This is a genomic window from Bradyrhizobium sp., assembly GCF_035309285.1.
In the GTDB taxonomy this organism is placed as follows: domain Bacteria; phylum Pseudomonadota; class Alphaproteobacteria; order Rhizobiales; family Xanthobacteraceae; genus Bradyrhizobium.
This window is the reverse complement of sequence record NZ_DATGFH010000086.1, coordinates 1-12122: the sequence shown is the minus strand read 5'-3', so window position 1 is coordinate 12122 and position 12122 is coordinate 1. Positions and strand designations below refer to the sequence as shown.

The window sequence follows — 12122 nt, the reverse complement described above, 5'->3', positions numbered from 1 at the left end:
GCGGGCCTTCGCAGCCCTCCGGAACTCTACCAACAGCGTTCTGAGCGCTTTATGGACCTACAGCATGCCCCCGCAGGCCGTTTGCCCTCAACAGCAGGCTCAACTGGCCTGACGACAAGTTCTTGCCCTGCCTCGACGGGCAAATCACTTCCGATAATCGGAATGGTGTCAAGTCGTGCGTGCAAAAATATTTATCTTCCGTTTTACAGAATTATATGGTTCTCTCCGCACGTCCCGTCCTCACCCTGAGGGGCGCTTCGCGATCGTCACGAACGTTGAGGACAGGATGCGGTGGACGTCGAAATGCTCAGCGCGCATGCCGCGTGGACGAAGGCATCTTGGCGGACGGCGAAGTCGTGCGGTCCCGATCCCCCGACGCTGGGATCAAGTTTGCGAGTGACGAGCTCGCAAATCACGGTGGCTAACAAGCCCGGTACACCGAGGAGACCACGTATAAGCCGTAAACCATCGCGCAGGGAATGCCGGTTGATCTGGCTGCCCTGTTGTTGCCTGCGTGCGCAAGTGCACTTTCTTTGCACGCAAGGCTCGCGGGTGCGGCCTGCACCCGGCATTCCCTGCGCCCTCTCTTCTCTTCGAGGGCCACGATTGATGCATCGCTCGGGCATTTCGTGCCGCGAGAATGCGAACGTGTGTCCAATGTTGTCATTGCGAGCGAAGCGAAGCAATCCAGAAATTTCCCGTGGAAGCCGTATGGATTGCTTCGTCGCGGAGCCTGTCATCGGGCCGCGCGTTCGCGCGGACCCGTTGGCTCCTCGCAATGACGAGATGGCTGTTTGCCAGAATCGTAGGGTGGGCAAAGGCGCACTTGCGCCGTGCCCACCGTCCGCGTCGAGAGGAAATCGGTGGGCACGCTTCGCTTTGCCCACCCTACCATGTCGGGTCGGCGCGCCGTTCCCGATGCTCACTGCATCGCGGCGACGCGGATGCCGGTCGGTCCGAGAATGACGACGAACAGCACCGGCAGGAAGAACAGGATCATCGGCACCGTCAGCTTCGGCGGCAGTGCTGCCGCTTTCTTCTCCGCCTCGTTCATGCGCATGTCGCGATTTTCCTGCGCCATCACGCGCAGGCTCTGGCCGAGCGGGGTGCCGTAACGCTCAGACTGCATCAGCGCGAGACAGACCGATTTGACGCCTTCGAGGCCGGTCCGCTTGGAGAGGTTCTCGTAGGCGACCTTGCGGTCCTGCAGATAGGACAGCTCGGCCGTGGTCAGTGTGAATTCCTCCGACAGCGCGATCGACTGGCTGACGATCTCGGTCGAGACCTTGCGGAAGGCGGCCTCGATCGACATGCCCGACTCGATGCAGATCAGAAGCAGGTCGAGCGCATCGGGGAAGGCGCGCTTGATCTGGAGCTGGCGTTTGGAAATGGCGTTCTTCAGGAACAGCATCGGCGCCTGCAGGCCGAGCCAGGCGCAGCCGATGCAGATGCCGATCTTGATCGGCAGCGACTTTTGCATGTGCGAGATGACGAAGACGTAGAGCACGGAGGCGAGCAGCATCACGATCGGCGCCACCAGGCGGAAGAACAGGAAGGTGACGTAGGGCGCCTGACCGCGATAGCCGGCGAGCGTCAGTTTTTCGCGCGCGGATTCCTGGGCGAGGTATTTGGTGAGGTTGAAGTCTTCCACCACCTTGGAGACGAGCTGCTTCGGCGTCTGGCGCAGCGTGACCTTCTCGCTCTTGTTGAGCCGCTCGCGCTCGCGGGCGCGGATGCGTTCGCGCTCGCTCGCCACCGCTTTCATGCGCTTGTTCAGGTTCTCGCCGGCGAACAGCGGCATCACCAGCGTGTAGACGGTCGCCGCCGCGGCGATCGCCGCAAGCAGCATGGTCATGAAATGCGGGTCGTGGATCTTGTCGACGAGGAATTCAACCATGGGGCACCGTCAGAAGTCGAAATTGATCATTTTCTTCATCACCATGATGCCGATCGACATCCAGATGACGCAGCCGACCAGCATGAGCTGGCCCGTCGGATTGGTCCACAACAGCGAGATGTAACCGGGGGTCGAGAGGTAGACCAGGATCATCACGATCGGCGGCAGCGAACCGATGATCGCGGCGGAGGCCTTGGCTTCCATCGACATCGCCTGGATCTTCTCGGCCATCTTCTTGCGGTCGCGCAGCACCTTGGAGAGGTTGCCGAGCGCTTCCGACAGGTTGCCGCCGGATTTCTGCTGGATCGCGATCACGATGCCGAAGAAGTTCGCTTCCGGCACCGGCATGCGCTCGTAGAGCCGCGTGCAGGCTTCGCCGAGCGGAATGCCGATCGCCTGGGTCTCGATGATGGCGTTGAACTCGCTCTTCAAGGGCTCCTGCGAATCGGCGGCGACAACCTTAAGCGATTCGAACAGCGGCAGGCCGGCCTTGATGCCGCGCACGATGACGTCGACGGCATCGGGCAGCAGGGCCAGGAACTTCTTCTCGCGGCGCTTCTTCAGGTAGCTCAGCCCCCAGCGCGGCAGGCCGAAGCCGGCCGCAAAAGCAAGACCCGCAGCGGGCAATATGCCGCGGCCCACGAACATGCCGCCGACGAAGAACACGGCCGCCAGGATCGCGGAGATCACCATGAACTGCCTCGTCGACCAGCTCAGGCCTGCCTGGGAGAGACGCACGCTGAGCGGAACCTTGCTCGCCTTCTGCCGGCGGGCCTCGAGATCCTTCAGCGATCCCTCGACCTGCTCGCGGCGCGAGCGCTGGTTGCGCTCGTTCTGTCGCTTGGCGGCCGGCTCGGGCTTGGCCACGGCGGCGCGCCGGCTCTCGGCCTGCTTCTCGCCCGAGAGCAAGGGATAGATAAAGACCCAGGCCACGCCGCCGATGGCGGCGGCGGCGAGCGAGGCGAGAGCGAGCGTCTGCATGTTCATGACAGCACCTTATTTCGGCGGGGCGACTTCCGCAGCATCGAGCGCCGCGGCCAGTCGCTTCTCCTCGCCGTAGTAGCGCGCGCGCTCCCAGAAGCGCGGCCGGCCGATCCCGGTCGAGCGATGCTGGCCGATGATCTTTCCGCCGGCATCCTCGCCGATCAGGTCATAGAGGAAGATGTCCTGGGTGATGATGGTGTCGCCTTCCATGCCCATCACCTCGGTGATGTGGGTGATGCGGCGCGAACCGTCGCGCAGGCGTGCGGCCTGGATGATGACGTCGATGGAGGCGCAGATCATCTCGCGGATGGTGCGCGAGGGCAGCGCAAAGCCGCCCATGGTGATCATGGATTCGCAGCGCGACAGCGCCTCGCGCGGGTTGTTGGCGTGCAGCGTTCCCATCGAGCCGTCATGGCCGGTGTTCATCGCCTGCAGCAGGTCGAACGCTTCGGGTCCGCGGACCTCGCCGACGATGATGCGTTCGGGACGCATACGCAGGCAGTTGCGGACCAATTCGCGCATGGTGACCTGGCCTTCGCCCTCGATGTTGGGCGGGCGAGTTTCCAGCCGCACCACATGCGGTTGCTGGAGCTGCAGCTCGGCTGCGTCCTCGCAGGTGATGACGCGCTCGTCGTGCTCGATATAGTTGGTGAGGCAATTGAGCAGCGTGGTCTTGCCGGAGCCGGTACCGCCGGAGATCAGCACGTTGCAGCGGCAGCGGCCGATGATCTGCAGGATCTCCGCGCCTTCCGGCGTGATCGCGCCGAACTTGACGAGCTGCTCGAGCGTCAGCTTGTCCTTCTTGAACTTGCGGATGGTGAGCGCGGGGCCGTCGATGGCGAGCGGCGGCACGATGGCGTTGACGCGGGAGCCGTCGGCAAGGCGCGCGTCGCAGATCGGCGAGGATTCGTCGACGCGCCGGCCGACCTGGCTCACGATGCGCTGGCAGATGTTGAGGAGCTGCTGGTTGTCGCGGAAACGGATGCCGGTGCGCTGGATCTTGCCGGCGACTTCGATATAGACCGTGCCCGCGCCGTTCACCATGATGTCGGCGATGTCGTCGCGCGACAGCAGCGGTTCCAGCGGGCCGTAGCCCAAGACGTCGTTGCAGATGTCGTCGAGCAGCTCCTCCTGCTCGGCGATCGACATCACGATGTTCTTGATCGCGATGATCTCGTTGACAATGTCGCGGATTTCCTCGCGCGCGGACTCGCCGTCGAGCTTGGCGAGCTGGGCAAGGTCGATCGCCTCGATCAGCGCGCCGAAGATCGTCGCCTTGACCTGGTAATAGTTGTCGGACCGCCGGGTTTCGGCGACCGGCGGAGGCGGCGCCTTGACGACCGGGGCTATCGGCGGCGAGGCAACTGCTGGCGCAGGCGCGGGCCGTTGAGGCTCCGGCACGCTCGGCGCGGGCTTGGTGACCCGCGTGTCGCTCTCTGTTCCCGTACGCTTACCAAACACGACAATACTCCAGGCGAGGGATTACTTGCCTCGCAGCTTCTCGATCAGGGGTGCCAGCAGGGAGCCCTTCGGCTTTTTGGTCTCGCTGCGGCCCGTCAGCCGCTGCGCGATCTGCAAAAACATCTCGGTGGTGCGATGGGCCGCGGAGATCTCCGCGATCATCTGCCCGTTGTTGGCGGCCGAGCCGAACATCTGCGGATCGAAGGGGATGGACACGATTGGCTCGCCTTCGATCGCCTTGGCAAACTCGCTCGCGTTGATTTCGGGCCGCTTCGGGATGCCGACCTGGTTGAGGCAATAGAGCGGCGGGCGGTCGTTGGGCCGCGACGCCTTCAGGAGGTCGACCAGGTTCTTGGTGTTGCGCAGATTGGCGAGATCGGGCACCGCGACAACAAGGATATCGTCGGCGGCCACCAGCGCCCGCTTGGTCCAGCCCGACCACTGATGCGGAACGTCCAGAACGATGCAGGGCATCGTGGTGCGCAGCGTGTCGAAGATCGCGTCGAACGCGTCGGCGCCGAAGTCGTACACCTTGTCGAGCGTCGCCGGCGCGGCGAGCAGGCTCAGATGGTCGGTGCATTTCGACAGCAGGCGGTCGATGAAGGCGGTATCGACGCGGTCGGGCGAAAACACCGCGTCTGCAATGCCCTGCGGCGGATCCTGGTTGTAGTCGAGGCCTGCGGTGCCGAAGGCAAGGTCGAGGTCGGCGACGACCGAATCCATCGCGAGGTCGCGGGCGATCGCCCAGGCGACGTTGTGGGCGACGGTGGAGGCGCCGACGCCACCCTTGGCGCCGACGACGGCGATGATGCGGCCGACCGATTTCGCCTCGGGGGCCGAGAACAGGCTGCAGATCGAGCGCACCACGTCGAGCGCGTTGATCGGCGCAATCACATAGTCGCTGACGCCGCGCCGAACCAGCTCGCGGTACAGGCCGACGTCGTTGATGCGGCCGATCACGACGACGCGGGTGCCGGGATCGCACACGGTCGCGAGCTGGTCGAGGCCGGCGAGAATATCGTTGCGGGCGTCGGCTTCCAGCACGATCACGTTCGGCGTGGGGGCCTGGCGATAGGCTTCGATGGCGGCCGCCATGCCGCCCATCTGGATCTTCAGATGCGCCTTGCCGAGCCGGCGGTCCTCGCCGGCCGACTGCACGGCAGCCGCGGTTTCCACCGTCTCGCAGAAGGCCTGCACCGACACCCGCGGCGCGGGCGCGATGTGATCCTCTGCGGGCGGTGGTGCCACCTCCGGCTTTTGCTCTGTGTTCTGGCGGGCGTAGCTGATCATTTGCCTGTGTCGCTGAGTTTGGCCTTTTCGGCTTCAGGATAGAGCGTCGTGGTCGGGTTGCCCTTGCGATACTTCTCGAAAGCCGCATCGCGCCGCATTGTGTACGCCGGCGTCTCCGGACGCGGCTGCACGAGATCGGAGGGATTGTCGACCATCGCTGCCATGTTGCGCTGATAGGCGCAGCCGAAATTGTAGTATTCCTTGTTCTCGTAGTAGCTCGGGTTCTTGATCGAAGGACCGAGATCCTCCGGCCACAATCCGCACGGACCCGCCGTCGCCTTCAGCTTCGGATAGCTCAGTCGGATCGCGGCGAAATGGCGCGGATCGTCGGGATGATAGTGGCGCACCACGAGCCCGCGCGGCGGAACGCCGGCGGCCGAGAGCATCGCCTGGATCTCGTGGAACGCGTCGGCGGCCGCGCGTGCATTGGGCGTGTCGACAGGCACATCGGCATATAACGCGCCGGTGCCTTCATGGGCCCAGCTCTCGGCGAGCCCCATGACGTCGGCGCGCTGCTCGGCGGTAAGGCCGCCGCGACCTCGGCCGACAAACACGACGATCGAGTGGTTGGCCTCCTCGACCGCGATCGGGTGACGCAGCCGGTAATCGTCGGGAACGCTCGCGGTGGTCACGACCGGATCGTTGTGCATGCAGCCGCCGAGCGAAAGGCCGAGGCCGAGCAGGGCTATCGCCATGCGGCCGGCGCGCAAGCGGCTGTGGGAGGTTCTGGCTTCCATCGTTGTCAAATCCCCGTCCCGCCTCAGTCGGTGATAAAGCCGTACGAGCCGCGATAAGCCCGCGCCGGCTCGGTGCGGCCCGGCACGCCATAGATGCGATTGATGTTGCCGAGCAGTTCGGACTGCGGATCCGACGCCGAGGCGAAGCCGTCATCCGGACGCGACAGATCCTTCTGCGCCACGGCGCGAACGATATAGGGCGTCACCAGCACCACCAGTTCGGTCTGGTTGTTGAGGAAGTCGCGGCTGCGGAACAGCGATCCGAGGATCGGCAGTTGCGTCATTCCGGGCAGGCCATTGACGGCCTGCTTGGTCTGCTCCTGGATCAGGCCGGCCATCGCCATCGAGCCGCCGGAGGGAATTTCCAGCGTGGTTTCGGCGCGGCGGGTCTTGATCGAGGGAATGGTGACGGAGTTCACCGTGCCCGCCGTCACCGCCTGCGAGATCGTGAGCGAATTGTCATTGGAGAGCTCCGAGACTTCGGTCATCACCCGCAGGCTGATGCGGCCTTCGGTCAAAACCACCGGCGTGAAGTTCAGCGAGATGCCGAACTTCTTGAAGCTGATCTGCGTCGTACAGACGTGGGTCGTGGGGTCGCAGGAATAGCCGGCGGGAATCGGGAACTCGCCGCCCGCGATGAAGGTGGCGGATTCACCGGAGATCGCCGTCAGATTCGGCTCGGCCAGCGTGCGCGACACGCCAGCGCTTTCCATCGCGCGCAGCGTCGCCGACACCGAGGGAGTTGCGCCGAACGAGTTGGTCAGGGCGTTGGTGGCCACCAGCGGACGGCCAAGCGCCGTGAACGGGTTGGTGTTGCTGAAATTCACGACCGCGGTGCCGTAGTTGAGGTTGGCGGAAAGATCGATGCCCATCTGCTTGATGATCGAGCGCGCCATTTCTGCCACCGTCACCTTCAGCATCACCTGGTCGCGGCCGCGGACCACGATCGAGTTGACGACCTTGTCGGCGCCGCCGGCCAGGCGCGTCGCCAGATCGTTGGCTTGCTGCGCCTCGATCGGGGTCGCCGCAAAGCCCGACAGCACGACGCCGTCGCCGACGCCTTCGATGCGGATGTCGGAGTTCGGAAACATCTGACGAAGTGCGGCGCGAACCCCGTTGAGATCGCGCGTGACCGCGATGTCATAGGCGGCGATCTGCGCCCCGGAGGCATCGAAGAACACGATGTTGGTCTGGCCGACGGCGGCGCCGATGATATAGGCGCGCTGCGAGGAGCGGACCACGGCATTGGCGATCTTGGGATCGGCGACCAGCACATCCTTGATCTCACGCGGCAGGTCGATGACGATGGATTTGCCGACGCCGAGCGAAATCGGGCGTGCGTTATTCTGGCCGTCGGCCACGGCCGGCACCGGCAGCCGATAGTCGCTGGCGATCACCGGCGTGAGCGCAGGGCTGAGTGTCAGCGCGGCGGCGCCTGAAAACGACAGGGCGCGGACCAAAAAAGCCCGCAGCGTCCGCTTGTTGACCCTGTACTTCATCTCTCGAGTCCTCATCGTCACTGCTGCGCCGTCACCGAGCTCGGAATACCGAAACGAATGATATTGACGCTCTCGCCGCGACGGGTCGGCTTGTCCTCTGTCTCCGCGACCTGCTTGAGGTCGGCGATGCTGCGCAGCGCGAGCGACAAGGTCCCGAGCTGGCGCGCGCGGGCCAGCGTTTCGGTCTGCTCGGGCTTCAGCTCCAGCGTGACGGTCTTGCCGACCACGGTGGTTTGACCGTCCTTCTCATTCGGGGCTTGGTCGATCGCGAGCACGCGAATATTCGACAGGATGATCTCGGAGACGACGGTATCGGCCATCTCCTGATGATTGGGATTCTTCTTGTGGCGGGAAAGGATCACGTCGACGTGGTCGTTCGGCAGAATGAAGCCGCCGGCGCCGGTTTCCGGCGAGATCTCTGTCGAAACCGCGCGCATGCCGCTCGGCAGGATCGCCGCCATGAAGCCGGAGCCGTCGGCCTTGACGAGCTTCTGCTCGCGGATCGGCTCGCCGGCAATGAAGGGGGACCGTGCAATCGAGCCGGTGATCTCGGTGGTGGCGTTCGGGCGCTCGGTGCGCTTGATGAAAGCGGCGCTGGCGCTCGCCGTCGGCCAGGTCTGCCATTGCAGGTCCCCCGGCTTGACGGTCTGGCCGAGCCCGATCTCGGACTTCGCCACCAGCACGTCGACCGTCGGCAATTGCGCGACGGGCTGGGCGGGAGCGGGCTTTTGGCTAGGACCACTCGCAAGATACGCGGCAACGCCGCCGGCGCCGATGGCGATAGCCAGGACCACGATGCGTGCCGTATTCATACGCTTCACTTTCCACATTACGCCGCGGCGCGTGCGCCGCCGTGCAGTGGAGTTGACCAGCTATTCGTCAAAGCATGGTTAATGAGGCGTGAGTAAATTGCGTTAATCGCAAGTTACTTGAGCGGGTTAACGCCTTGTTTAGTGCAGCATGAAGTGCCCGAGGTCGACCGCCTTCACCCAGTCCGTTTCGGGATAGATCATCAGGGCGCCGATCGCGAGCGCGATGCCGTAGGGGATGCCGCTCTCCTTGGCATGCAGGCGCAAGAGCCAGGGCTGGCCGGCCAGAGAATAGGGCAGGGGCCATTGCCGGAACTGCATCAGCAGCACCGTCAGCACGCCGCCGAACAGCGCGGCATAGAGCAGATAGTCCATCAAATGGGCGAAGCCGAACCAAAGCGCCGCGGCGGCTGCGACCTTGGCGTCACCGCCGCCGACCCATCCCATTGCGAAACAGAAGAAGGCGACCACCAACACGACAGCGCCGGCGCCGACATGGAAGAGGATGTCGGTGGGCGGCATCCCACTCAGGCCTGCGAGGATCAGGAAGCTGGCGGCGAGCGCCAGCGAGACCCGGTTCGAGATCGTCATCGTGAAGAGGTCGCTGGCCGCCGCGAACGCCATCAGGGCGGGGAACAAGAGCAGGCGGGCGAGATCGAGGATCATGACGACGGGCTTTGGCTCGCGCGAAAACTGGCCGAAATCTAGCGGCGAGAGATAAACAATCGGGTAACGAAGGCGGCGCTTACCAGACGCTGTAGATCCGGCAGGCCAGCGTGACCAGCGCCAACGTCAACCCGAGGCAGACGAGCTGCACGGAGGCCAGATCTCGGCCAGCGGAGGAAACGGGATGCTTCCTGGCGGCCAGCGCCGCGACGTCGACCCTACGCATACGCGCACCACAAAACGCGAGGTCTTGAAATAACGAAGGCCCCGGATGACCGGGGCCTTCGCCGCTCGGAAGCGGTCGCTTACTTGAGCGAGCTGCTGATCGAGGTGAACTTCGTGTTCAGGCTGGTGCCGAGGCCGTTCACCACGGCGATGATCGCGAGCGAAATGCCGGCAGCGATCAGGCCGTATTCGATGGCGGTGGCGCCGGACTCGTCCTTCACGAAACGCGCAATCAGATTCTTCATTAGGTAAACTCCGTGTACACGTGGCTGGTCGAACTAGGATAGGTCTAGCCGGCGTTCTCAGCACCGTGACCATGGCGCAACCCTAAGGTTGGAGAATTGCGGCGCAGTTAATTCGATCGCGCAAACCGTGCCGCAATTCGCTGTTCTTCTGCAGAGTAAATTTCCCATTAAGGGGTTGGTTACAATTCGAGCGTGGTTTCGATCGCGGATATTCACGGAGTCTGCGCGATGAGGCGCTTCACACCTCCTTAAGTCCGCGGGAGTACGCCTGATCATCTGTTTTGATGAGGCGCTCATGTCCAGTCTTGCGATGGAAGTCGTCGTCATGCTCGGCCAGACCGTCGAGAAGGTGATTCCGATCACGATCGCGCTGGCAATAGTGTTCTCGGTGCTCACGCATTTCTGGGCCTGCAACGACGCCGCGCCCTGGTGGCGCAAGCGCGAGCTTCTCACCGACGTCGTCTACTGGTTCTTCGTGCCGGTGTTCGCGCGGGTGATCCGGATCGGACTGCTCGTGGTCGGCGCCGGATTCGTCTTCAACATCCACGATGCCGATCAGCTGATCGCCTTCTACGACAACGGCCACGGTCCGCTGGCGCAATTGCCGCTATGGGTGCAGGCGATTCTGTTCCTGGTGGCGTCGGACTTCATGCTCTACTGGCTGCACCGCATGTTCCATGGCGGCGAGTTCTGGAAGTATCACTCCATCCACCATTCCTCCGAGGAGCTCGACTGGATCTCGGCCGCGCGCTTCCACCCGGTGAACCTGATCCTCGGCACCATCGGCGTCGACGTGATCCTCTTGATGGCAGGCATCTCGCCCAACATCATGCTCTGGGTCGGACCCTTCAACACCTTCCACTCGGCCTTCGTGCACGCCAACCTGAACTGGACGCTCGGGCCGTTCAAATATGTGCTGGCGACCCCGGTGTTCCACCGCTGGCATCACACACAGCTCGAGGCCGGCGGCAATACCAATTTTGCCGGGACGTTTCCGCTCTGGGACATTCTGTTCGGCACCTTCCGGATGCCGGCGGGTGAGCTTCCCGTTCAGTACGGCAAGGACGAAGTAGCCATGCCTTCCGAGATCGTCGGGCAACTTGCCTATCCCTTCCGCCGCCAATAGCGCGGCGGTGCGCAGTCACCTTCGGAGGCCCGCTTGACCAGCGCAGATATCGGCACAATTGGTGAGCCGCGGGCGATCCGCGTCGGCGCGCTGCCGGCCTGGCTCTCGCTCGGCCTCGTCGTCTATGCGCTGATTCTGATCAACGGCGGCATGCTGCTCGGCGATTCCGATACCTACTGGCATATCACCGTCGGCAACTGGATCCTCGACCACGGCGCCTTTCCGCACACCGACATCTACTCGTTCACGAAGGCCGGCGAGCCCTGGATGTCGTCGTCCTGGCTGGCCCAGATCCTTTACGCGGCGGCCTTTGACGCCGCGGACTGGGCCGGTCCGGTCGTTCTCGCCGCCGCGTCGATTGCGACGGCTCTTGCGCTGCTTGCGCTGAATCTCGGCGCGCGCATTCCGGCGAAAGCCGCCGTCACCATCGCCTGCGCGGCGCTGCTGCTTTCGGTGTCACATCTGTTTGCACGCCCGCATGTGCTGGTCATGCCGGTCATGGTCGCGTGGGTGAGCGGGCTGTTGCGCGCAAGCGAGCGCTGCGAGACGCCGTCATTCTGGCTCCTGCCGTTGCTGGCGCTGTGGGCGAACCTGCACGGCAGCTTCGTGTTCGGTCTCACACTGGTCGCGCCGTTCGCGCTGGACGCGTTGTGGAATGCGGAGAAGTTGCAGCGGCCGTCCTTAGCGCTGCGTTGGGCAGTGTTCGCGCTGCTTGCTCTGGCGGCGTGCTGCGCGACGCCCTATGGCTGGGGTTCGATCCTGGCGTCACGGAAGATCCTGGGCCTGGGCGAACTCTTGCATCTCATCTACGAGTGGATGCCGGCGGATTTCGGCCATTTCGGCCTCCTCGAAGCGAGCATCCTCGGCGCGATCGCGGGCGGGCTTTATTACGGCGTGAAGCTGACCCCGCCGCGGATCATCCTGCTTGTGGGCTTGTTGCACATGGCGCTTTCGCATGTCCGCAACGTCGAGATTTTTGCCCTGCTGGCGCCACTGGTCGTCGTCGCGCCGCTGGCCTCGCAATTCGCGCTCGAGCCCGCGCGCTTCGCCAGATTGGCTTTCCCGATCGTCTCAAGCGTCGTGCTCGCGATCATCGTCGGCGCCGCGAGCTTTGCGCTTGCGGCCGCCCATCCGTTCGTCCCGCCGACCAACCAGGCGCCGGCAGCGGCTCTCAATGTGCTGA

Annotated in this window: 12 protein-coding genes; 2 read left to right on the top strand and 10 right to left on the bottom strand. The window is 64.0% G+C overall.

Features of this window, described 5'->3' with window-relative positions; all coding sequences use genetic code 11:
* Positions 1-922 precede the first annotated feature (922 nt).
* From VKR55_RS16810 to VKR55_RS16765, 10 genes are all read right to left on the bottom strand, one after another.
* On the bottom strand, positions 923-1897 hold the full coding sequence (locus tag VKR55_RS16810; RefSeq protein ID WP_324405037.1) for a type II secretion system F family protein: 975 nt from the start codon (positions 1895-1897) through the stop codon (positions 923-925).
* Between the two features lie 9 nt (positions 1898-1906).
* Entirely contained in the window at positions 1907-2884 is a 978-nt protein-coding gene (locus VKR55_RS16805; RefSeq protein WP_324405036.1) for a type II secretion system F family protein, read from the bottom strand.
* Between the two features lie 9 nt (positions 2885-2893).
* Positions 2894-4342, bottom strand: coding sequence for a TadA family conjugal transfer-associated ATPase (locus VKR55_RS16800; RefSeq protein ID WP_324405035.1), 1449 nt, complete (start codon positions 4340-4342; stop codon positions 2894-2896).
* Positions 4343-4363: 21 nt separating this feature from the next.
* The gene (locus VKR55_RS16795; protein WP_324405034.1) at positions 4364-5632 is read right to left on the bottom strand and encodes a CpaE/TadZ family protein; all 1269 of its coding nucleotides are present in this window, start codon (positions 5630-5632) and stop codon (positions 4364-4366) included.
* Positions 5629-6369 carry a CpaD family pilus assembly protein gene (locus tag VKR55_RS16790; RefSeq protein WP_324405033.1) on the bottom strand — a complete coding sequence of 247 codons (741 nt, stop codon included), beginning with the start codon at positions 6367-6369 and terminating at the stop codon, positions 5629-5631. The genes VKR55_RS16795 and VKR55_RS16790 overlap by 4 nt, the downstream gene beginning before the upstream one ends.
* Before the next feature lie 23 nt (positions 6370-6392).
* Positions 6393-7868, bottom strand: a complete 1476-nt coding sequence (locus tag VKR55_RS16785; protein WP_324405032.1) for a type II and III secretion system protein family protein — start codon at positions 7866-7868, stop codon at positions 6393-6395.
* 17 nt (positions 7869-7885) lie between these two features.
* Positions 7886-8680, bottom strand: coding sequence for a Flp pilus assembly protein CpaB (cpaB, locus tag VKR55_RS16780; RefSeq protein WP_324405031.1), 795 nt, complete (start codon positions 8678-8680; stop codon positions 7886-7888).
* Between the two features lie 138 nt (positions 8681-8818).
* On the bottom strand, positions 8819-9343 hold the full coding sequence (locus VKR55_RS16775; protein ID WP_324405030.1) for an A24 family peptidase: 525 nt from the start codon (positions 9341-9343) through the stop codon (positions 8819-8821).
* Positions 9344-9422: 79 nt separating this feature from the next.
* Positions 9423-9569 carry a hypothetical protein gene (locus VKR55_RS16770; RefSeq protein ID WP_324405029.1) on the bottom strand — a complete coding sequence of 49 codons (147 nt, stop codon included), beginning with the start codon at positions 9567-9569 and terminating at the stop codon, positions 9423-9425.
* Between the two features lie 79 nt (positions 9570-9648).
* Positions 9649-9813: a Flp family type IVb pilin gene (locus tag VKR55_RS16765; RefSeq protein WP_324405028.1), complete on the bottom strand. Its 165-nt coding sequence runs from the start codon at positions 9811-9813 to the stop codon at positions 9649-9651.
* Between the two features lie 295 nt (positions 9814-10108).
* On the opposite strand from VKR55_RS16765, the gene VKR55_RS16760 reads away from it, so the two are divergent.
* Positions 10109-10939 (top strand): sterol desaturase family protein, encoded by an 831-nt coding sequence (locus tag VKR55_RS16760; protein WP_324405027.1) that lies wholly within the window; start codon positions 10109-10111, stop codon positions 10937-10939.
* A gap of 33 nt (positions 10940-10972) precedes the next feature.
* A partial coding sequence (locus VKR55_RS16755; RefSeq protein ID WP_324405026.1) for a hypothetical protein occupies positions 10973-12122 on the top strand: 1150 nt, incomplete at its 3' end.

Bases quoted from the DNA above. Each gene is read 5' to 3' on its own strand.
- VKR55_RS16785 (WP_324405032.1), bottom strand. From the start codon at position 7,868: ATGAAGTACAGGGTCAACAAGCGGACGCTGCGGGCTTTTTTGGTCCGC.
- VKR55_RS16790 (WP_324405033.1), bottom strand. From the start codon at position 6,369: ATGGAAGCCAGAACCTCCCACAGCCGCTTGCGCGCCGGCCGCATGGCG.
- VKR55_RS16775 (WP_324405030.1), bottom strand. From the start codon at position 9,343: ATGATCCTCGATCTCGCCCGCCTGCTCTTGTTCCCCGCCCTGATGGCG.
- VKR55_RS16760 (WP_324405027.1), top strand. From the start codon at position 10,109: ATGTCCAGTCTTGCGATGGAAGTCGTCGTCATGCTCGGCCAGACCGTC.
- VKR55_RS16795 (WP_324405034.1), bottom strand. From the start codon at position 5,632: ATGATCAGCTACGCCCGCCAGAACACAGAGCAAAAGCCGGAGGTGGCA.
- VKR55_RS16810 (WP_324405037.1), bottom strand. From the start codon at position 1,897: ATGGTTGAATTCCTCGTCGACAAGATCCACGACCCGCATTTCATGACC.
- VKR55_RS16770 (WP_324405029.1), bottom strand. From the start codon at position 9,569: ATGCGTAGGGTCGACGTCGCGGCGCTGGCCGCCAGGAAGCATCCCGTT.
- cpaB (WP_324405031.1), bottom strand. From the start codon at position 8,680: ATGAATACGGCACGCATCGTGGTCCTGGCTATCGCCATCGGCGCCGGC.
- VKR55_RS16805 (WP_324405036.1), bottom strand. From the start codon at position 2,884: ATGAACATGCAGACGCTCGCTCTCGCCTCGCTCGCCGCCGCCGCCATC.
- VKR55_RS16765 (WP_324405028.1), bottom strand. From the start codon at position 9,813: ATGAAGAATCTGATTGCGCGTTTCGTGAAGGACGAGTCCGGCGCCACC.